The 18,363-nt window shown below is 67.8% G+C and carries 20 protein-coding genes and 2 pseudogenes; 12 read left to right on the forward strand and 10 right to left on the reverse strand.

Annotated features, from left to right (window positions below; all coding sequences use genetic code 11):
* Positions 1-175: 175 nt before the first annotated feature.
* Both V5B60_RS22195 and V5B60_RS09985 read left to right on the forward strand, forming a co-directional pair.
* Positions 176-310: pseudogene (locus V5B60_RS22195) on the forward strand (transposase family protein); the annotation flags it as partial.
* 79 nt (positions 311-389) lie between these two features.
* Positions 390-890, forward strand: a pseudogene (locus V5B60_RS09985) (aldehyde dehydrogenase family protein); the annotation flags it as partial.
* A gap of 93 nt (positions 891-983) precedes the next feature.
* On the opposite strand, the gene tnpC reads toward V5B60_RS09985, so the two are convergent.
* From tnpC to tnpA, 3 genes are all read right to left on the reverse strand, one after another.
* Positions 984-2,552, reverse strand: coding sequence for an IS66 family transposase (tnpC, locus tag V5B60_RS09990; protein WP_332346856.1), 1,569 nt, complete (start codon positions 2,550-2,552; stop codon positions 984-986).
* Positions 2,553-2,632: 80 nt separating this feature from the next.
* Entirely contained in the window at positions 2,633-2,992 is a 360-nt protein-coding gene (gene tnpB / locus V5B60_RS09995) for an IS66 family insertion sequence element accessory protein TnpB (protein ID WP_332346857.1), read from the reverse strand.
* A complete protein-coding gene (tnpA, locus tag V5B60_RS22200; protein WP_434735321.1) occupies positions 2,989-3,309 on the reverse strand; it encodes an IS66 family insertion sequence element accessory protein TnpA in 321 nt (106 codons plus the stop codon). Before tnpA ends, tnpB begins: the two co-directional genes overlap by 4 nt.
* Positions 3,310-3,320: 11 nt before the next feature.
* Between tnpA and V5B60_RS10000 the strand changes: the two genes are divergently transcribed.
* Positions 3,321-4,019, forward strand: coding sequence for a glycine-rich domain-containing protein (locus V5B60_RS10000; RefSeq protein WP_332346858.1), 699 nt, complete (start codon positions 3,321-3,323; stop codon positions 4,017-4,019).
* A 27-nt stretch (positions 4,020-4,046) separates the two neighbouring features.
* Here V5B60_RS10000 and V5B60_RS10005 read toward each other — a convergent pair whose 3' ends face one another.
* Positions 4,047-4,973, reverse strand: a complete 927-nt coding sequence (locus tag V5B60_RS10005) for a hypothetical protein (RefSeq protein WP_332346859.1) — start codon at positions 4,971-4,973, stop codon at positions 4,047-4,049.
* A 288-nt stretch (positions 4,974-5,261) separates the two neighbouring features.
* Between V5B60_RS10005 and cbiB the strand changes: the two genes are divergently transcribed.
* Entirely contained in the window at positions 5,262-6,167 is a 906-nt protein-coding gene (gene cbiB, locus V5B60_RS10010) for an adenosylcobinamide-phosphate synthase CbiB (protein ID WP_434735372.1), read from the forward strand.
* A gap of 101 nt (positions 6,168-6,268) precedes the next feature.
* Positions 6,269-6,736 carry a hemerythrin domain-containing protein gene (locus V5B60_RS10015; protein ID WP_332346861.1) on the forward strand — a complete coding sequence of 156 codons (468 nt, stop codon included), beginning with the start codon at positions 6,269-6,271 and terminating at the stop codon, positions 6,734-6,736.
* Here V5B60_RS10015 and V5B60_RS10020 read toward each other — a convergent pair.
* Both V5B60_RS10020 and V5B60_RS10025 read right to left on the reverse strand, forming a co-directional pair.
* Entirely contained in the window at positions 6,711-7,688 is a 978-nt protein-coding gene (locus tag V5B60_RS10020; RefSeq protein ID WP_332346862.1) for a CapA family protein, read from the reverse strand. The genes V5B60_RS10015 and V5B60_RS10020 overlap by 26 nt on opposite strands.
* Positions 7,685-8,125, reverse strand: a complete 441-nt coding sequence (locus V5B60_RS10025; protein ID WP_332346863.1) for a hypothetical protein — start codon at positions 8,123-8,125, stop codon at positions 7,685-7,687. The genes V5B60_RS10020 and V5B60_RS10025 overlap by 4 nt, the downstream gene beginning before the upstream one ends.
* A gap of 176 nt (positions 8,126-8,301) precedes the next feature.
* Here V5B60_RS10025 and V5B60_RS10030 point away from each other — a divergent pair, with 176 nt between their 5' ends.
* Together V5B60_RS10030 and V5B60_RS10035 are read left to right on the forward strand one after the other, a co-directional pair.
* Positions 8,302-8,754: a pyridoxamine 5'-phosphate oxidase family protein gene (locus V5B60_RS10030; protein ID WP_332346864.1), complete on the forward strand. Its 453-nt coding sequence runs from the start codon at positions 8,302-8,304 to the stop codon at positions 8,752-8,754.
* Positions 8,755-8,796: 42 nt separating this feature from the next.
* A complete protein-coding gene (locus tag V5B60_RS10035; protein WP_332346865.1) occupies positions 8,797-9,483 on the forward strand; it encodes an HAD family hydrolase in 687 nt (228 codons plus the stop codon).
* Between the two features lie 212 nt (positions 9,484-9,695).
* Here the strand turns inward: V5B60_RS10035 and V5B60_RS10040 are convergent, their stop codons facing one another.
* Positions 9,696-9,869, reverse strand: coding sequence for a hypothetical protein (locus tag V5B60_RS10040; protein ID WP_332346866.1), 174 nt, complete (start codon positions 9,867-9,869; stop codon positions 9,696-9,698).
* Positions 9,863-10,660 carry an alpha/beta hydrolase gene (locus V5B60_RS10045; protein WP_332346867.1) on the reverse strand — a complete coding sequence of 266 codons (798 nt, stop codon included), beginning with the start codon at positions 10,658-10,660 and terminating at the stop codon, positions 9,863-9,865. Before V5B60_RS10045 ends, V5B60_RS10040 begins: the two co-directional genes overlap by 7 nt.
* Positions 10,661-11,010: 350 nt before the next feature.
* On the opposite strand from V5B60_RS10045, the gene V5B60_RS10050 reads away from it, so the two are divergent.
* The 3 genes from V5B60_RS10050 to V5B60_RS10060 all read left to right on the forward strand — a co-directional run bounded on the left by V5B60_RS10050 (position 11,011) and on the right by V5B60_RS10060 (position 12,743).
* Entirely contained in the window at positions 11,011-11,196 is a 186-nt protein-coding gene (locus tag V5B60_RS10050) for a hypothetical protein (RefSeq protein WP_295355275.1), read from the forward strand.
* Positions 11,193-11,849 carry a zeta toxin family protein gene (locus V5B60_RS10055; protein ID WP_332346868.1) on the forward strand — a complete coding sequence of 219 codons (657 nt, stop codon included), beginning with the start codon at positions 11,193-11,195 and terminating at the stop codon, positions 11,847-11,849. Before V5B60_RS10050 ends, V5B60_RS10055 begins: the two co-directional genes overlap by 4 nt.
* A gap of 234 nt (positions 11,850-12,083) precedes the next feature.
* A complete protein-coding gene (locus tag V5B60_RS10060; RefSeq protein WP_332346869.1) occupies positions 12,084-12,743 on the forward strand; it encodes a Crp/Fnr family transcriptional regulator in 660 nt (219 codons plus the stop codon).
* 13 nt (positions 12,744-12,756) lie between these two features.
* On the opposite strand, the gene V5B60_RS10065 is transcribed toward V5B60_RS10060, so the two are convergent.
* Together V5B60_RS10065 and V5B60_RS10070 are read right to left on the reverse strand one after the other, a co-directional pair.
* Entirely contained in the window at positions 12,757-14,013 is a 1,257-nt protein-coding gene (locus tag V5B60_RS10065) for a hemolysin family protein (RefSeq protein WP_332346870.1), read from the reverse strand.
* Positions 14,014-14,027: 14 nt separating this feature from the next.
* Positions 14,028-15,572, reverse strand: a complete 1,545-nt coding sequence (locus tag V5B60_RS10070; protein WP_332346871.1) for a hemolysin family protein — start codon at positions 15,570-15,572, stop codon at positions 14,028-14,030.
* Positions 15,573-16,000: 428 nt separating this feature from the next.
* Here V5B60_RS10070 and V5B60_RS10075 point away from each other — a divergent pair, with 428 nt between their 5' ends.
* Positions 16,001-16,504 carry a universal stress protein gene (locus tag V5B60_RS10075; RefSeq protein WP_332346872.1) on the forward strand — a complete coding sequence of 168 codons (504 nt, stop codon included), beginning with the start codon at positions 16,001-16,003 and terminating at the stop codon, positions 16,502-16,504.
* 27 nt (positions 16,505-16,531) lie between these two features.
* Positions 16,532-18,328, forward strand: coding sequence for a Na/Pi cotransporter family protein (locus V5B60_RS10080; protein WP_332346873.1), 1,797 nt, complete (start codon positions 16,532-16,534; stop codon positions 18,326-18,328).
* Positions 18,329-18,363 lie beyond the last annotated feature (35 nt).

Below are 18,363 nucleotides of genomic sequence, written 5' to 3' on the forward strand. Positions count from 1 at the left end.
GACGTTTGGCGGCATCCGCCATGTCTGCCCGGGCTGTGCAGCGGCGGCGCAACCTTTCCATGATCGACTGGCGCGCTCTTGGCGACATTTCGACTTGTTCCAGTAAGAGGCGTAGCTGCACGTCGAAGTGCCGCGCGTAACGTGCTCGGGCTGCTGGAAGGTGACGCAGATTCCCGTGCCGTGGGCACGTGAGGGGAGTCGCTTCAGGCTCCTGTTCGAAGCCTTGACGTTGATGCTCGCACCGACCATGTCGGTGCTCGCGGCTGGCCGCCTAGTTCGTGTACCGCCACGTCGGCTGTGGCGGGTCGTTGGGCACCATGTCGGCAAGGCCCGTACCATAGAGTCGCATGCCGGGGTGCGCACGGTCGGAAGCGATGAGACGGCTTGCCGGCGGGGCAGGCAGCGAGGAAGGCGTCACGCAGGGACCACTGATCGATGCCGCCGCGCTCGCCAAGGTCGAGGAACATGTCGCCGATGCGCTCGCACACGGTGCGCGGCTGGTCACCGGCGGCCGCCGGCATGCGCGCGGCGGCACCTTCTTCGAACCGGCGGTGCTGGCCGACGTGACGCCGGCGATGCGTGTCGCCAGCGAAGAGACCTTCGGTCCGGTGGCGCCGGTCTTCCGCTTCAGCGATGAGGCGCAGGCGGTGGCGATGGCCAACGACACCGAGTCCGGTCTCGCCGCCTACTTCTACTCGCGCGATGTCGCGCGCTGCCTGCGGGTCGGCGAAGCGCTCGAGTACGGCATGGTCGGCATCAACACCGGGCTGATCTCGAACGAAGTGGCACCGTTCGGCGGCGTCAAGCAGTCGGGGATCGGCCGCGAGGGATCGCGGCACGGCATCGACGAGTATCTCGAGATCAAGTACCTGTGCTTCAGCGCCGTCTGATCCGGGCCGTGGAGGAAGCGGGATGAAGCTGCTCGTCGGCCTGCTGTTCGTCGGCCGTAAGCGTTCAGCGCACCCACCCCTGGGCGCGCAGGATCACACTGGCTTTTTGAGCGGCAGCAACTCGTCGATGCGGCTGTTCGGCCAGGAGGGGAGTTTGTCCAGGGTGTCGGTCAGCCAGGCCATGGGTTCGATGCCGTTCAGGCGGGCGGTTTCGAGCAGCGATTGAATCGCCGCGGCGCGTTGGCCTGCCGCTTCGGATCCGGCGAAGAGCCAGTTCTTCTTCCCGATGGCGATCGGGCGAATGGCATTCTCGACCGGGTTGTTGTCGATCGGGTAGAAACCGTTCGTGGCGTACCGGGCCAAAGCCGGCCAGCGCCGCAGACTGTAGTCGATCGCCTTGGCCAAGGCACCGCCGTCGGCCACCGATCGGCGAGTATTCTGGAGCCACAGGTGCAGGGCTTCGAGCAGCGGCTGACTGGTTTCCTTTCGTCGTCGGGCGCGTTCCTCGACCGCCTTCCCTTTCGCCGCGTCCTCGATGGCATACAACTCGCCGATGCGGCGCAGGGCCTCCGCGGCAAGGGGACTGCCATTCGCCTGATGGAGGTCGAAGAACTTCCGCCGGGCATGGGCCAGACAGGCGAGTTCGATCACCTCGCCACGAAACAGCGCCTGGTAGCCGGCGAACTCATCGACCATCAGCGCACCTTGCCAGTCCGCGAGGAACTCCGCCACATACTTCCCACCCCGGCCGGGCTGGTAGTCGAAGACGACGATCGGCGGATCGCTGGCCAAGGCATTGCTGCGATAAGCCCAGAGATAGGCCCGCTTGGTCTTGCCATTGCCCGGATCGAGTTGCTGCACCGGGGTTTCATCGGCATGCAGCACCGTCCCCTGGCGCAGCAGTTCGGCGAGACGCAGCCAGAGCGGTTCCAGGGCGACGCCGATGCGGCCGACCCAGTCGGCCAGCGTCGAACGCGACAGGGTCACCCCCGAGCGGGCGGCCTGCCGTTCGAGACGGTAGAGGGGCAGATGATCGGCGTACTTGCTGACCATCACCCAGGCCAGCAAGGCCGGTGTCGCCAGACCGCCGTCGATGACCGAAGCCATGGCCGGTGCGGCGGTGAGGGTTTCGCAGGGCCGGCAGGCGTACTTGGGATAGATGTGGCGCTCGACGAAGAACTCGGCAGGGACGATGCTGAGCTTCTCGGTCACGTCCTCGCCGATCCGCACCAGGGCCTGACCACATTGCCCACAGGTGCAGGTTTCCGGCTCGTGCAGGTGCTCGACACGCGGCAGTTCCTCGGGCAGGGGCTGACGGCCGGCGCGGTCGCGTTTCGGTTTCTCGGCGGGCAGCTGATGCGGCCCCATTTCGGCCGCCTGGCGCCGTTCGGCCAGGCGGGCTTCGCAGGCGGCCAGGTCGGCAGCGAGGGTTTCGTCGAAGAGGTCCCGTTCGCCAGCGGCCAAGGACTCGCTCTTGACGCCGAACTTCATCCGCCGCAAATAGGCCAGTTCGAGGGTCAGCTTCTCGATCTTGGCATCGCGCCAGTGAATCTCTGTGGCGCGGGTATCGAGCTGCTCCAGCAGGCCATTGACCCGCTTCTCGACCCAGGACAGCAGCTCCGAAGAGGGAGAGAAAGGGGCAAGTTCGCTGGCCAAATCCATGCTGGATGATACCATGAAAATGCGCACCATGAATCTGGAAACCACTGATTTGGCATCAGTTTTCCAGGAACTTCAGCGCTCTAGACTCGCCAGTGAGCGGGTGCCGGGGCGTCGCGGCGCTGCCAGTCGACGCCGGCGACGAGCCAGCGCCATTGCGCTGCCGAAAGGGCAAGAACGGGGTCGCTGGCGCTGGGCCAAACGAAGGCGCCTCGGTGCAACCGGCGTTGCGACAGCCAGACGCCGGTGCCGTCCCAGACCAGGAGCTTGAGCCGGTTCCGGCGCCGGTTGGTGAAGGCATAGGCGGTACCGTCACACGGTGTGCGCCCGAGGCTGGCCTGGATGCGGGCCGACAGGCCATCGATACCCGAGCGCATATCCACCGCTTCGACTGCCAGCCAGATGCGCTCGGGCGTGGGCGTGGGCCCGCGCGGAACCGTCATCGGCGCTCTCCGCACAGCGTACGCAGCCAGTCGGCTGCCGGCAGCGCCGCAAATTCGAGTCGCCAGCCGCCAGGCATGCGCAGGGACAGGCTTGGCCCCGAATGGGGTGCAACGGGCGCTATCGTCGCGGGAACGAGAGTTACTGGCACGGCGGCAACGACCGTTCCGCTCTCCTTCGCCAAACGCCGGTGCCAGTAACTCAGCGATCCAGCCTTCAGCCCGTTCCGCGCACAATAGGCCTTCTGGCTGCCGCCACTCGCTCGCCAACCCTCTACATGCCCTTGCCAGTACGCTGCCACTTCTCCAGCCTTGCCCATCCCGCTCTCCCATGAAAACCTCGAGAGAGTGCGGCAACTGGCACTGGATTGCTAGGTGGGCCCGCTGGACGCTTACCGTCGGCCTGATCGTTGCGACGATCCTCTGGTGGCGGCGCGCCCTGCACCGTCACCGCGCCGACTTCATCGAGAACTACCCGTACGCGAAGTTCCTCGATGCGCGCCTGGCAGCGCGCCGGCCGGAACTCGGCGCGGCGCAGCGGACCCTGGTCTTCGAGGCGCTGCGTGACTACTTCCAGCTCTGCCACCAGGCGAAGAAACGGCTGGTGGCGATGCCTTCGCAGGCGGTCGATGACGCCTGGCATGAGTTCATCCTGTTCACCCGCCAGTACCAGCAGTTCTGTCAGCGTGGGCTCGGGCGCTTCCTGCACCACACGCCGGCCGAGGCGATGCGCTCGCCGACCGAGGCGCAGGAGGGAATCAAGCGCGCCTGGCGGCTGGCCTGCCGGCGCGACGGCATCGACCCGCGCGCACCGCAGTCGCTGCCACTGCTCTTCGCCCTCGACGCCATGCTCGGCATCGTTGGCGGCTTCACCTACCAGCTCGACTGTCTCGCGGCTGCGCAGGCCGGCACCACGAGTGCCTACTGCGCCGGTCACATCGGCTGTGGCGGCGGCTGCACCGGCAGTTCGGGCGATGGCGACTCGTCGTCGGGTGACGGCTGCGGCGGCGGTGGTTGTGGCGGGGACTGACGCCACCCGCCGCCGGTGGCGGGAAGCCTAGTAGACCACCTCCCAGGCGCCGCCGGGATTGCGCACGACGACCAGGCGCGGCGGGAAGGCGGCAAACAGCGCAAAGCCGGCGCAGGCGCGGGCGTCCTCGCCCTTGATCTTCTCGAACCTTGCCGCATCGGCGGGACGGAAGAGGTCGCCGTTCGTCCGGCGCAGCACCACCTCGGCGTTGCCGGTCAGTGTCGCTTCGAGCTGGTCGGCAGCTGGTGCATCGATGCGCACGCCTGCCGCCCAGGCCTTGTCGAGACACTTCATCTTCCTGATGTCGTCGACCCGGATCTGCGGGTTGCCCTGCAACGCCGCGTAGATGCCGTCGAAGTTCGGTTTGAAGCTGTCGGCGCGAGCCTTGACCAGCTTCGCGAGTTCCTGCCGGTCGGCGTCGCTGAGCGAAGTCACCGCCGCGGCGCGATGCCATGGATGTTCGCTGGCGAAGGGCGCATCGAACTGGCGCTCGATCCGCAGCCTGCCGGTGGCGGCCTTTTCTTCGACGCCCTCGCCGCTCTGGTTGGTCGACTTGAACTGTCCGCCGCTGCGCTCTTCGGTCACCTGATCGTTGACCTCGGCCCAGCGCAACTGCGCGCGGTAGCTGGCCTGGGCATCGGCTGGCTCGAAATCGATGCGCAGCGTATTGCGGCCCTTGCGCACCGCCGGTCCGGCGGAAGCCACGGGCAGCCACACCGCGGGGGCGATCTCGCGCGCCTCGAAGAGCACCGGCACGCTGCCCTTGCGCACCTCCTGCTCGGCGAAAAAGATGTTGTTGATGTACAGCCGCGCCTTGCCGGCGACGGTCGTCACCTGTTCGTTCTTCTGTGGGTCGCCGACGAAGGGGGTGAACTTGAACTCGACGTTGATCACCGCCGCCGAGGCCAGCGAGCTGCCGAGGCAGACGAGAACCACGAGGATCGCATGGCGCATGGGTTGTCCTTTCGTGAGAGTGGTGGCGCGTCGGCCGGAGATGCCGTCGCCAGCAGTATAGCGATGAAGGCCGGGAACGGGGGGCGCGGCTCGCCGACGTCGGTGGCCCATCTGCCGGTGCAACTTGCAGGTGCGTGCCGTCGGCCGGTCGCCACGGTGCAGCGACCGTCGTTCATGGGCCGGCGGGCGGTGCGGCGTTCAGCGTAGAATCCCGGCTTCGCCGCCACCGCCTTCCGCCCGTCTGCCGTGTCTTCACCCTGGTTCTTCGCTGCCGACAGCTTGACCGCGCTGCTCCTGCCGCTGGCGGCGGTCGCCGGCGTGGCGCTCGACCATCTCTTCGGCGAGCCGCGACGCGGACACCCACTGGTCGCGTTCGGCAAGCTGGCGAACGCCTGCGAGCAGGTGCTGAATGCGGGCCGCGGACGTCAGCTGCGGGGTCTGCTGGCGTGGGCGCTGCTCGTCCTGCCGTTTGCCGGGCTGGCGCTGTGGGCGATCCCCGGCGGCCTGCCGGGCGCGATCGTCGACGCGCTGCTGCTCTACCTGGCTCTCGGTGCGCGCAGCCTCGATGAGCATGCACGACGCGTCGCCGACGATCTCGCGGCTGGCGATCTCGGCGCGGCGCGCGAGCACGTCGGCTGGATGGTGTCGCGGCAGACGGCAGACCTCGATGCCGAAGCCGTCGCCAGCGCCTGCATCGAATCGACGCTAGAGAACGGCAACGACGCCATCTTCGGTGCGCTGTTCTGGTTCGTCCTGCTGGGTGGTGCCGGCGCGATCCTCTTTCGGCTCGGCAACACCCTCGATGCGATGTGGGGTTACCGCAACCAGCGTTTCGCCGCCTTCGGCTGCGTCGCGGCGCGCATCGACGACCTGCTGAACCTCGTCCCCGCCCGCCTGACGGCACTCTCCTACGCGCTCGTCGGCGATACGCGCACTGCGCTGCGCTGCTGGTGGCGGCAGGGCGCCGTCTGGAAGAGCCCGAACGCCGGCCCGGTGATGGCCGCCGGCGCTGGCAGCCTGGGCCTCGCGCTTGGCGGCGAAGCGACCTACGACGGCCAGCGGCAGCAGCGACCGCCGCTTGGCGAGGGCCGGCCGGCGAGCGCTGCCGACATTCCGCGGGCGCTGACGCTGGTGCGGCGCAGCCTGTTGCTGTGGCTCGTGCTGCTGCTCGTCGGCGGCTGGCTGCGCGTCTGAAACGGCGACAGCCGCCGCCGGCCGGCAGCGGCACAGCGCTGGCTGCCGCCGGCTTGAGCGATGTCAAGGACGGCCGTGTGCCGTCGCCGCATGATCTGGCGATGAAACGCTCCCTGGCACTGATCCACCTGTCGCGCGAGCACCAGCACGCGCTCGCGCTTGCCCTCGCCGCCAAGCGCGCGGCCGTTTCGGGTTCGGACGAAGAGGTCACGGCGATGGCGGCGCGGCTGCGCGCGACGATGGCCGGCGAACTGGAGACGCACTTCCTATGCGAGGAGAGCGATCTGCTGCCGCTGCTGGCGGCGGCCGGTCATTCCGGGCTCGTCAGCCGGACACTCGCCGAGCATCGCCTGCTGCGACAGTCGGCGGCGGCTCTCGGCAGTCCGCAGCGCGGGCTTGTGCTGGCTTTTGCCGAGCTCTTGCAGGCGCACGTACGTTTCGAGGAACGCGAGCTTTTCGAGGTCTGGCAGGAACAGGCGCGGTCGCGTGATGACGCCGCCGCGACCATCGCTGCAGCCGACGAGGCGCCGCCCGCCGCAGTCGTCAGGGCCAGCGGCAGTCGCCGATGAGCGGGTCGCCGCGGCGACCGCAGGGTGCGCTGCTGCCGGCCAGCGGCTGCGGCGTGCCGTCGTCGTCGAGGCGTGCGGTCACCGTATCCCAGGCCAGCAGGCCGCTGCCGTCGAGCGTCAGGCGCAACACCCAGCCGCTCCTCGCCGCCGCATAGTCGAAGCCGTCGAAGACGAAGTTGCCGAGGCTGTAGACGATCAGCCGGCCGCGGTAGTATTCGACCCCCTGCGTGACGTGCGCATGGCCGCCGACGACCAGGTCGGCGCCGGCGTCGATCATCAGGCGCGCCAGTTGCCGCTGCCGCGCACTGGCCTGCGGTTCGCGTTCCCAGCCCCAGTGCATGAAGGGGATGACGAGATCGGCACCGGCGGCGCGTGCGGCGCGGATGTCGGCGACGACATGGCTGTCCTCGCTCCAGGCGATTCCCGGCCAGTCGGCTCCGGCCTCGAAGGAACGCGGCTTGAACTCGTTGTAGGCGAGGACGGCGATGCGCAGGCCACGGCGCTCGATCCACAGCGGCTGGTGGGCCTGCTCGAGGTTGCGGCCGCCGCCGAAGGCGGCGATTTGTTGACCCGCCAGGAGATCGAGGGTCTCGACGAAGGCTTCGCGCCCGTAGTCGCCGGAATGGTTGTTGGCGACCGCGAGCGCGTCGAAGCGTCCCGCCAGCACCGGCAGGACGCGCGGGTGGGCGCGGAAGGTGGCGATCTTGTTCGCCAGCGGTGTGCCGCTGGTCGCGATCGGGCACTCGAGGTTGCCGATGCGGTAGTCGGCATGGTGCAGCATCGCGGCAAAGGGCGCCAGTGGATCGCCGCCGGCGGCGACCAGCCGGCCGGGTCCGTCGTCGAGCATGATGTCGCCGACGAACAGCAGCCGCAGCGGTTCGCCGGCGAGTGCCGGGCCGAGCGCGCAGCAGAACGCGATGAGCAGCCAGCGCAGGTGGCGCCTGCCGCTCATGGAACTCGCCCGGCTGCCGCCGACAACTCGCACCAGTACTGGAGTTCGCCGTCCCGTACCGGTTCGTAGACGCTGTTCAGGCCGGTGAATCCGTAGCCCGGGCGCGCTGGCACCGGCGGCGGGTAGGGATGGGTGATCTGCTGGATCGGCGCGGCGCCACCGTCGAGGTCGGCGAAGACATAGACCTTGATCGCGGCGAGATCGGCAGGTTCCTTCTGCCAGACCATGCGGAAGAGGAAGTACGAGCCGATCGCCTGCACCGGCACCGTGTAGGGTGAGGCGGCCGGCCCGGTCCGCAGGCTGCGCGTCTCGCCACCGTAGCTGACGTGACAGATCAGAGTCTCGGCGTGGCAGGCGCCGGCGACCGGCAGGACAGCGGCGATGAAGCAGGCAGCGCGACGGCGTCGACCGGCGACTGCGACAGGATGATGCGGCATGGGCGGCAGGAAGGGGCAGTCGACAGGGAACGGCGACCAGTATCGCGGCCGTCGCCGCCGCGGTCAATCCGCTGCCACCGCTTCCGGCGCTGCACCTGCTCTGCTATATTGCTCGCGGCCGGCAGCGTGTCGTGCGTGCCGGCCGGTGAGCGTAGGGAGATGGGGTGAGCAGCGGGATGAGCCAGCCGGAAAGCGTTCGGGAAGTGCTGCGGCGCGTGCTCGCCAGCCAGCGCTATGCGGTCCTGGCGACCGACAGCGGTGGTCAGCCCTATACCAGCCTGATGGCCTTTGCCGCCAGCGACGATTTGCGCGACTTCACCCTGATCACCGAACGGAGCACGCACAAGTACGCCAACCTGCGCGCCAATCCGCGCGTCGCCCTGTTCATCGACAACCGCGAGAACGTTGGCACGGATACCCGTGACGCGGTCGCGGTAACCGCTCTCGGCGAGGCGCAGGAGGTCGCCGGCGAAGAGGAGGCGCGCCTGCGTCGTGGCTATGTCGCCCGGCATCCCTACCTCGAGGCTTTTGCCGGTTCCGCCTCGTCTGCCGTCGTGCGGGTCAGGCTGAAGTCCTGTCTCGTCGTCCGCCGCTTCGAGGAGGTCCTGGAGTGGCACCCCGATGACTGACGGCAACCGCCGGCTGCCGCCGGCGCCCGCGGGAGGGTGCGAATGAGTGTCGGGCGCGCGCCGCTCCTCGTCATCTTCGACTGCGATGGCGTGCTCGTCGACAGCGAGCCGATTGCCAGTCGCGTCCTCGCCGAAGCCCTCAGCGAGATCGGTTTTCCGCTGACGGCGCAGCAGGCGATCGATCGCTACACGGGCATCAGCCTCGGTGCCGTCCTCGCGCTGGTCGAGGCCGATTGGCGGCGGCAGCTGCCGGCCGGATTCGCTGCACGCCTCGGCGAACGAGACCAGGCCGCTTTCGCCGCCGAACTGCAGCCGGTCAGCGGGGCGGCCGAGATGCTCGCCAGCCTCGGTCTGCCGTGCTGCGTCGCATCGTCGGGAACGATCGGGAAGATCCGCGGCAACCTCTCGCTCACCGGCCTGCTGCAGTATCTCGAGCCGCATCTGTTCAGCGCCACGATGGTCGCGCGTGGCAAGCCGGCACCCGACCTGTTCCTGCATGCGGCGGCGACGATGGCGGTACCGCCGGCCGACTGCGTCGTCATCGAGGACAGCATCGCCGGCGTCCAGGCGGCACGCGCTGCCGGCATGCGCGTCTTCGGCTTCCACGGCGGCGGTCATGCCCGCCCGGATTCAGCGGCGGCGCTGCGGGCGGCCGGTGCGACCCGCGTCTTCGAGCGCCTGCGCGATCTGCCCGGCCTGCTTGGCAGCCAAGCGCCGGCGGAAGGCTGAGGGCTGAGGGCGTCGCGCCGCTGGCACCGGGTGGTCGCCATCTGCACGAAGGCGACGCTGTCGGCCTCGCCGCCGTGCTCGAAATGGCGGGCCGAGAGTTTGACGGGGAAGGTGCTCCCGTCCTGGCGCCGGCGTTCGCGCTCGCTGGTCAGCGAACCCGCCGATCGAAGCTTCCGCCGGTGCCCCTGCCATCGCGCTTACTCCAGTCACCGTCACGAGTGCGCTGCGAACTCGCTGCTGAAACCGCTGCTGTGGCATGCGAGGTGGGCCGTGATCGCCGCCTTGGCTGCCGGCAGGTCGTCCGGGTGGACGCGGTCGCGCCAGGCCGCGCAACTGGCCGGGAAAGCGCCGGCTGAGGTGCCAGCCTGGCGCATGTGTCTCAGCATTGCCGCCGGATCCATTCGGCAATCGCCTCCGCTGCCGCCTGCCAGTGTGCGTCGAGCATCAGCGTGTGGCCGGCGCGCGGAATCACGGCCGTTTCGGCCCGCCAGCGGGCAGCGGTGAAACCAAGGATCGCGGGCGGAAACACCGCGTCAGCCTCGCCGCCGACGACGAGGACGGGCAATGCCGGCAGCCGGCGCCCGAAGCGCATCGCCAGCAGGCTCAGATCGAGCAGCGCGCGGCGTGACTCGTCCTGGAACAGCGGCGCGAAGCGCAGCAGGTCGTCGGTGCTGGTGTCCGCGGAGTAGTAGACCTCGCGCAGCGTGCGCAGGCTCTCGGCCGCGTACTCGCCGCGCGTGCTGCGTGCCTGCTGGTCGAAGAAGGCGGGCCGGGTGAGGGCGATCTTCATCGTCGCGCCGAGGATGCCGCCCGGCGGCACCGGCGCCATCAGCACCGCTGCCGGTGCCGCTTCGCGTTCGAGGTGGCGCTCGACGACGACGCAGCCCATCGAGTGGCCGATCAGCACGGGCTGCCGCGCGAGTCCGCGCACCACCTGCGCCAGGTCGTCGGCGTAGTCGTCGATGCCGAAGCCGTGCAGGCTCTCGCGGCCTTCGCTGTGGCCATGACCGGCGAGGTCGAGGGCATGGCAGGTGAAGCCCTGGCGGCTGAACCAGGGAAGGAAGTACTCGTCCCAGCAGGCGGCCGTGGCGTAGCCGCCGTGGACGAAGAGCAGGGGCGGCAGGTCGTTGCGGCCGGCGGACGGCCGCTGCAGGGTATGGATGCGTCGCAGCTTCATGGTCGACTGAAGGTGGCTATCGGAGTGGTCGCCGGCTTTGCGTCGCCGCCTCGGGAAAACGTGCCGACGCCGCCGGCAAGAGTATCGCAGGCTCGGCCGGCAAGGAGCAAGACCGGCGGGACCGATCGCGGCCCGGCACATCGGCAACACACCGCCGGAGCCGTAGGCTCTCCGCAACGGCCGGCCCACCTGCCCACCGGGATCGGTGCCGGGATGGGCGGTGCCACTCCCCGCTGCCGGCCGATGGCCACTGGCGACGCCTCTTCTACGGTAGAATGGTCATCGCCCGGCAGGAAACGAGGTGACGGTCCGGGTGACAGTCCCCACGTTGAGCGAGTCTGGAGAAAGCGATGCCACAGCAACCATTCGATCTGAATGACATCATCCATGAACCCTCTGACGAACAACTCGACGACCTGATGGAAGCCGTCGCCGCAGCGGCACGCCGGCATGCCGATGCCGCGCGGGCGCAACTGCTGCTCCGCTTGCGGGCCGAGATCTCGGCAATCAATCCCCCTTTCCGCCGCGAGGCATGACCCCCGGGGCAAGACCCCGGTTGATCGTCGTCGCCGGACCGAATGGCTCGGGCAAGACCTCGATCACGCAGCAGCTCCTGATGCACGAGTGGATGGGCGGCTGCGTCTACGTCAATCCCGATTTCATCGCGCGTGACGAGTTCGGGGACTGGAACTCGCCGGCAGCGGTCGTCCAGGCAGCGCAGCGGGCGACCGAGATTCGCGAACAGTGCCTCGAGCGCGGAGTCAGCCTGGCTTTCGAGACGGTGCTGTCGGCGGCCGACAAGCTCGACTACATTCGCCGCGCCCGCGACGCCGGTTTCTTCATCCGCCTTTTCTTCGTCGGCACCGACGACCCGTCGATCAACGCCAAACGGGTTGCCATGCGCGTCATGGAGGGCGGGCACGATGTGCCGATCCCCAAGATCATCGCCCGCTACACCCGATCGCTCGCCTACTGCTATTTCGTCTCCTGGCTCGCCGACCGCACCTACCTCTACGACAATTCGATCGACAACGCCCGCGCCCGGCTGCTGCTCCGCGCCTCGGAGGGCCGCATCGTCAAGACCTACGGCGAGATCAACCCGTGGGCGCGGGAAATCGCGCAAAGGCTGCTGCCAGCCGTTGCGGACGACCTGTCGGCAGCGCCCGCCGGCATCACCCCACCGGCCTGAGCGACTCGAGCAGTGTCCCCATGGGACTGCGACAACGGGCGCGCCTGCGGCGATTTGCCACATTCCTGCCGCCGACGGCGCTACCTAGAATCCCGCCTGTCAGCAATCAGCGAGAGAGGACGTCATGGAGTCTGGCCGGAAAGCCGCTGCGCGGGCCGTTGCCGTCGTCCCGTCCGGGTGGCGAACGAGCGCGCGGCCACTCGGCAGCGTCGCTGGCCGGCACGTGTGCCGCCGATGAAGCCGGATCCGGACGTGGCAGCGGTGGCGGAACGCATGCGCCGTGGGCGCTCGCGGACGAGCGGCAGCAACGGGCGCGGCGTCTCCTTCGCCTGCGGCCAGAGAATCCATTCCGGCGGCGGTCGCGGTGGCGCCTGGCGGGTGTTGAGCGGATCGGTTCGCCTCGACCGCGAGGAACCGACCGGCGAGCAGAGCTTTGCCGGTCTCGCGGTCAAGGGTGACATCATCGGCGCCGAATCGCTGCTCTTCGACCGCTACAGCTTCAGCGCCACCGCCCTCGCTGAATGCGTCCTCGCGCCTTGGCCGGAGACGCGTTCCGCTGCCGCCGCCGAGTCGCTCTCGCGAACGCTCGCCAAGGCCGAGCAGCGGGCGGCGGAAGTCATCGCCCTGCGCTGCGGCCAGGCTGCCGAGCGCGTCCGCCGTCTCGTACTGATGCTCGCCCACGCGTCCGAAGACGCCGGCGCGGCTCAGGGAGACTTGCAGGTCGTCCTGCCTTCGCGCCAGGACATGGCGGAGATCACCGCACTGACGCTCGAGACCGTCTCGCGCATGGTCAGCCAGTTGCGCCAGGCGGGGATGCTGGCGCCGCAGCGCTTCGGCCGACACCGCTCGCATCGCCGCTTCAGCGTCCGCAGCCCGGCGGACGAGGCCTGCTGAGCGCCGCCCCGGTTCAGATGCGCTCGGCGCGCACCTTGGTTGCGGTGCGCGCGTCGGCTTCGATCACCGTGTAGCGGTATCCCTGTTCCTGCACCGTATCGCCGACCTGCGGGATGCGCCGCAGGCGGTTGATCAGGAAGCCGGCGATCGTATGCGCTTCGCCGACCGGCAGGCCGAGCTTGAGTGAATCGTTGAGTTCGGAAATCGGCGCCCGGCCGCTGATCAGGTGCGCATCGTCACTGACGGTCTCGATGCTGATGCGGCGGCTCTTCATGCCGTCGAAGTCGAAGCCGGAATCGACCGGGCCGACGACCTCCTCGAAGATGTCCTCCATCGTCAGGATGCCGATCGCCGAACCGAACTCGTCGACGACCACCGCCATGTGATCGGCGCGCGAGCGCAGCAGCGGCAGCACCTGGTCGAGGCTTTGCCGCGGCGAAAGATAGAGCGCCGGCTTGACGAAGTCGCTCACCGGACGCTGCTCGATGTCCGGCAGCAGGAGATCCCAGGTGCTCAGCGTCATGACGCCGGTGACGTTGGTGATGTTGCCGCGGAACACCGGCAGGCGGTTGAAGCCGGAAGACCAGACGCGGCGCACCGCTTCCGCCATCTCGCGCGTCTCGTTGAAGCCGATGACCTCGGCCAGCGGCGTCATCACCTCGCCGACGGTCGTGTCGGCGAAGCGGAAGATGCGGCGAATCCGCTGCTTGCTGGTCGCGGCGCTGTCCGATGCGGTCTCCGAGAGGTCGATCAGGACGCGCAGTTCGTCCTTGCTGATGAAGCCGCTCGCCGCCGAACTGGCGCCGCCGAAGAGGCGGGCAGCGACGCGGGCGACACGGCTGAAGACGAAGATCACCGGATAGAAGACGTAGGAGAAGAAGCGCAGGCCGTAGATGATGCGGGTGACGATGGTGTCGGCCTTCTGCTGGAAGATGCTCTTCGGGACGATCTCGCCGAAGATCAGCAGGAACGGCGTGAACACGAGCACCGAGACCAGGTCGCCGGCGTCGCCGAAGAGCCGGACGAAGATCAGCGTGCCGAGGGTGGTGATCGTCACCGTCGCGATGTTGGTGCCGACCAGCGTCGTCCCGAGCATGACGTCGGGCGTGCGGAACAGGTTGAGCACCAGTTTCGCACCGGCGTTCCCCATCCGCGCCTCGTGGCGCAGGTGGATCTTGTCGGAATTGACCATCGCCAGCTCGGAGCCCGAGAAGAAGCCCTTGAGCAGCAGGAAGATCAGGATCACCAGCAACTGCAGAATCAGGTCCATCGTCTTCTCCCTTCCTAGCCCGCTGTGCGCAGTGCGCCTTTCGGCGCTGCGCTGCCCGCGCCATCGTCCTCGCCGGTGGTCGCTGCGCCGGCCGGCGGCTGTTCCTGCTCCGGCTCCTCTTCTTCGGGCGGCGCTTCGTGCAGCAGGTCCGCCTCTTCGTATTCTTCCTGCGCCTGCTGCTCCTGATCCTCGGCCGAGACGTCGGGCAGCGGGGTGGCGATGCTTTCGATCTCCTCCGGTTCCTCCGGTGCCTCCTCCGGTTCGTCCGGGGTGCGGCCGCGCGTCACGCGCACCTTGGTGATGCGCATTCCGACCACCTCGCGGACGGTGATCTCGTAGTCGGCGTAGAACACCTTCTCGCCGACCCGCGGCAGGCGCCCGAAGAGGACCAGCGTGACGCCGCCGATGGTGTTCATCAGTGGGTCGTCGATGTCGAAGTTGGTCAGCGTGCGCAGGTCGGCCAGCCGCATGTAGCCGGGGACGGTATAGCTGTCGTTGTCTTCCTCCTGGAAGTGCTCCTGGCCGCGCAGCTTGCCCGAGATCTCACCGAAGATGAAACTGAGCACGTCCTTCATGGTGACGATGCCGAGTACTTCGCCGTACTCGCCGATGACCACCGCGGCGCGCGTGTTGAAGCGCTGGAAGTACTCGAGCATCTCGTCGACCTTCTTCGTCGGCGGAACGAAATGCGCCGGCCGCAGGATCTCCTTCAGCTCGATCCGCGCCGAGCCGCCGCTGCGCACGCGGCGCAGCAGATCCTCGGCCTGCAGGAAGCCGATGACGTTGTCCCAATGGCCGCGGTAGACCGGAACGCGCGGGTGGCGATAGCCGCGGAAGCGTTCGATCAGCTCGTCGACCGGCAGGTCGCCGTCGAGAAAGCGGATGCGTGGCCCGGGCGTCATGATGCGCGCGACGTCGGTTTCCGCCGCCTCGAGCACCTTGTCGATCAGCACCCGCTCCGACGCCTGGATGACCCCGGTCTCCTCGCTGTCGGCCATCAGCGTGCGCAGTTCGTCAGCCTTCAGGATGTTTTCGCGGCTGACGTGCTCGCCGACGACGAAGGTGGTGACGCGGTCGGCGACCAGCCGCACGACGTTGCGCAGCGGCGTGACGATGAAGATCCATTTCGGCAGGAAGCGCGCCGAGAGCAGCGTGGCGAACTTCACCGGGAAGTTGACCGCGATCGTCTTCGGCGTCACTTCGCCGAAGAGCAGCAGCAGCGGCACCATCACGACGACGTTGATCCAGCCGGCATCGGCCTCGCCGAAGGCGCTGATCAGGATCATCGTCATGTTGGCCGCGGCGGCGATGTTCACCAGTTCGTTGCCGCAGAGCAGCGAGACGATCAGGCGGCGCGGCTCGTCGAGCATCGCGTGGATGCTTTCGGAATGAGGATTCCGGGAATTCCGCAGTTTCTGCAGATCGATCCGGCTGAGCGAGAACAGGGCGGTCTCCGACCCCGAAAAGAAGGCCGACATCGAGAACAGGAAGCACTGCACCAGGATGCGGATCACCAGTTCCCAGTCCAGCGAAGCCAGACTGCCCAGGACGCCGGACATGCTCACCCCTTCCATCCACCCCCCCTTCAGGAAATCGCGTTGACTTTCGCGGATGTCGCCGGTCGCCGCGGATCGTGTCCGACGCCGCCGCACGCGTTTCGCCGCTCGCCCGCGGGCGACGCACGCAGCCGTGAAGGATAGGCGCATTGCCGCGGCGAAACAAGCAATTTCGGCCGCTTTCTGCTGTTTTCCTTGGCCTTTCCGGTGCTCGCCGCTGGCCAGTGAAACCTTGATGCGCGCGGAATTTATTGTATCTTTGTCGGCTGAGCCTGTGGCTTCTGCCTACAATCGGCAATATGCGCACCCGATCCCGGCTGCGGCGGGGCGCCGGCGCGGGTGTCCGGCCGCTTCCGCCGTGCCGGCCGCCGGCCCGGGCAGATGGTTGTGGGCGCGTCGTCGAACAAATTCTTTCGGAGGAGTACCTGCAGATGGCTGAAAACAAGCAAGGTGAATCCCGGGCTTCAGGCCACGCGCGCGGTCCGATTCTCGTCGCGGTCGATTTCTCGGCGCATTCGGAGGCTGCGCTGCTGCTCGCCAGCGACCTCGCCGACGGTCTCGGCGTCCGCCTGGTCGTGCTGCACGTCGTGCACGATCCGCTGAACATGCCAGGTTACTACGCACGCATGGCGCGCAAGAAGACGCTGACACGGATGGAGGACATCGCCGGCGAGATGCTCGACGCCTTTCTCGCCGAAGCGAAGAAAAAGCACCCGCAGCGGCAGGCGCAGCAGAAACCCGAATTGCTGCTGGTCAAGGGCATTCCGGTGACGCGCATCCTGCAGGTGGCACAGAAGCAGAAGGCGGGCCTGCTGGTACTCGGCAGCAAGGGAATGACCGGGTTGCGCCACCTGCTGCTCGGGTCGGTGGCCGAGCAGGTCGTCAGCCTGGCGCGGCTGCCGGTGACCATCGTCAAGGAGCTGGTGAAAGACTGATTGGCAACCACAGGAGGAGACAGAAAAATGAATCTCGAACAGTTCCACCGCCGGCAGCCGATCGTGCTGCCGCTTGCGGTCTGTGTTTTCGCGCTGCTGTCGGCGCTGCTCGCGCGCTCGGCGCTGGCGGCGGAAGCGTCCGGCAGCGATCCCGACTGGCTGATGATGACCGTCGAGCTGCTCGGCGGCCTGGCGATCTTCCTTTTCGGCATGATGCAGATGGAGGATGGACTGAAGGCCGTTGCCGGCGAGCGGATGAAGGCGATCCTCGCCAAGCTGACGGTCAATCGCTTCATGGGCGTCGGCACCGGCGCGCTGGTCACCGCAGTGATCCAGTCGTCGTCGGTGACCACCGTGCTCGTCGTCGGCTTCATCTCCGCCGGCCTGATGTCGCTGTCGCAGTCGGTCGGCGTCATCATGGGCGCCAACATCGGCACGACGATCACCGCGCAGATCGTCGCCTTCAAGATCACCAAGGCGGCACTGGGGATGATCGCGGTCGGCTTCGCCATGCTGTTCATCGCCAAGGACGACCGGATCAAGCACTACGGAACGATGCTGATGGGGCTCGGCATGGTTTTCTTCGGCATGCACGTGATGAGCGAGGCGATGCACCCGCTGCGCAGTTACGAGCCGTTCCTGAACCTGATGAAGACGATGGACAACCCGCTCGTCGGCGTACTGATCGCCACGGTGTTCACCGCCATCATCCAGTCGTCCTCGGCTTCGACCGGCATCGTCATCGTCATGGCCAGCCAGGGTTTCATCAGCCTGCAGGCGGGCATCGCGCTCGCTTTCGGCGCCAACATCGGCACCTGTGCGACGGCGCTGCTGGCGGTGATCGGCAAGCCGCGCGAAGCGGTCCGCGCAGCGATCGTTCACCTGCTGTTCAATGTCTGCGGGGTGCTGATCTGGCTGCCCTTCATCGGCTTCATCGCCAGTTTCGTCACCAGCATCTCGCCGGCGTACCCGGATCTCAGCGGCGCCGCCCGGCTGGCGGCCGAAACGCCGCGCCAGATCGCCAATGCGCACACCTTCTTCAACATCGCCAACACGCTGATCTTCATCTGGTTCACGGCGCAGATCGCGCGCCTCGTCGAGTGGCTGGTGCCCGACAGGGCGCTCGAGGAGGAAGCGCTCATCGTCCGCACCCGATTCCTGCAGGAGGAACTGCTGAGCACGCCCTCGCTGGCGCTCGACCAGGTACGGATGGAAGTGATGCACATGGGCGAGACGGTCAACCAGATGCTGCAACGGATCATGCCGGCGATCATCAAGGGCGACCGCGTGGCGCTCGAGGAGATCCGGAAGATGGACGACACCGTCGACATCCTGCACGCCGGGATCATCGACTACCTCGGCCGGATCAGCAAGCAGCAGCTCAATGACGAACAGACGCGCGAGCTGCTGCAGTTGATGGAGGCGGTGAGCAACCTCGAGAACGTCGGCGACATCATCGAGACCAATCTGGTGGTGCTCGGCTACGACCGCATCAAGGACCACATCGAGATCAGCGAGGCGACGCAGGGTGTGCTGAACGGCTTCCAGCAGGCGATCACGCGCGCGGTGACCGCCGCCGTGCAGGCGGTGGCGCAACGCAACCAGCGCGCGGCGCAGGTGGTCACGGGAATGAAGGAGGAGATCAACCAGATCGCCGATTCGGCGGCGCTGCACGAGGCGCGCCGCCTGGTCGCCGAGGAACCGAACCGCATCCCGGCGTACACGATGGAGATCGACATCATCGAGAAGCAGAAGCGGATCTACTACTTCGCCAAGCGGATGGCGCGAACGGTGCTGCCGGCGGCGATCCTGCAACGCGAGTAGGCGGCGAACGGCCCGCCGGAAGCAGCGAGAGCAGG

The sequence above is a fragment of the Accumulibacter sp. genome (assembly GCF_036625195.1).
Lineage (GTDB): Bacteria > Pseudomonadota > Gammaproteobacteria > Burkholderiales > Rhodocyclaceae > Accumulibacter.

Bases quoted from the DNA above. Each gene is read 5' to 3' on its own strand.
- V5B60_RS10000 (WP_332346858.1), top strand. From the start codon at position 3,321: ATGAAAACCTCGAGAGAGTGCGGCAACTGGCACTGGATTGCTAGGTGG.
- tnpC (WP_332346856.1), bottom strand. From the start codon at position 2,552: ATGGATTTGGCCAGCGAACTTGCCCCTTTCTCTCCCTCTTCGGAGCTG.
- V5B60_RS10005 (WP_332346859.1), bottom strand. From the start codon at position 4,973: ATGCGCCATGCGATCCTCGTGGTTCTCGTCTGCCTCGGCAGCTCGCTG.
- V5B60_RS10055 (WP_332346868.1), top strand. From the start codon at position 11,193: ATGACCCCCGGGGCAAGACCCCGGTTGATCGTCGTCGCCGGACCGAAT.
- tnpB (WP_332346857.1), bottom strand. From the start codon at position 2,992: ATGACGGTTCCGCGCGGGCCCACGCCCACGCCCGAGCGCATCTGGCTG.
- V5B60_RS10045 (WP_332346867.1), bottom strand. From the start codon at position 10,660: ATGAAGCTGCGACGCATCCATACCCTGCAGCGGCCGTCCGCCGGCCGC.
- V5B60_RS10030 (WP_332346864.1), top strand. From the start codon at position 8,302: ATGAGCCAGCCGGAAAGCGTTCGGGAAGTGCTGCGGCGCGTGCTCGCC.
- V5B60_RS10050 (WP_295355275.1), top strand. From the start codon at position 11,011: ATGCCACAGCAACCATTCGATCTGAATGACATCATCCATGAACCCTCT.
- V5B60_RS10035 (WP_332346865.1), top strand. From the start codon at position 8,797: ATGAGTGTCGGGCGCGCGCCGCTCCTCGTCATCTTCGACTGCGATGGC.
- V5B60_RS10080 (WP_332346873.1), top strand. From the start codon at position 16,532: ATGAATCTCGAACAGTTCCACCGCCGGCAGCCGATCGTGCTGCCGCTT.
- V5B60_RS10025 (WP_332346863.1), bottom strand. From the start codon at position 8,125: ATGCCGCATCATCCTGTCGCAGTCGCCGGTCGACGCCGTCGCGCTGCC.
- V5B60_RS10075 (WP_332346872.1), top strand. From the start codon at position 16,001: ATGGCTGAAAACAAGCAAGGTGAATCCCGGGCTTCAGGCCACGCGCGC.
- V5B60_RS10070 (WP_332346871.1), bottom strand. From the start codon at position 15,572: ATGTCCGGCGTCCTGGGCAGTCTGGCTTCGCTGGACTGGGAACTGGTG.
- tnpA (WP_434735321.1), bottom strand. From the start codon at position 3,309: ATGGGCAAGGCTGGAGAAGTGGCAGCGTACTGGCAAGGGCATGTAGAG.
- V5B60_RS10065 (WP_332346870.1), bottom strand. From the start codon at position 14,013: ATGGACCTGATTCTGCAGTTGCTGGTGATCCTGATCTTCCTGCTGCTC.
- V5B60_RS10015 (WP_332346861.1), top strand. From the start codon at position 6,269: ATGAAACGCTCCCTGGCACTGATCCACCTGTCGCGCGAGCACCAGCAC.
- V5B60_RS10020 (WP_332346862.1), bottom strand. From the start codon at position 7,688: ATGAGCGGCAGGCGCCACCTGCGCTGGCTGCTCATCGCGTTCTGCTGC.
- V5B60_RS10040 (WP_332346866.1), bottom strand. From the start codon at position 9,869: ATGCTGAGACACATGCGCCAGGCTGGCACCTCAGCCGGCGCTTTCCCG.
- V5B60_RS10060 (WP_332346869.1), top strand. From the start codon at position 12,084: ATGAAGCCGGATCCGGACGTGGCAGCGGTGGCGGAACGCATGCGCCGT.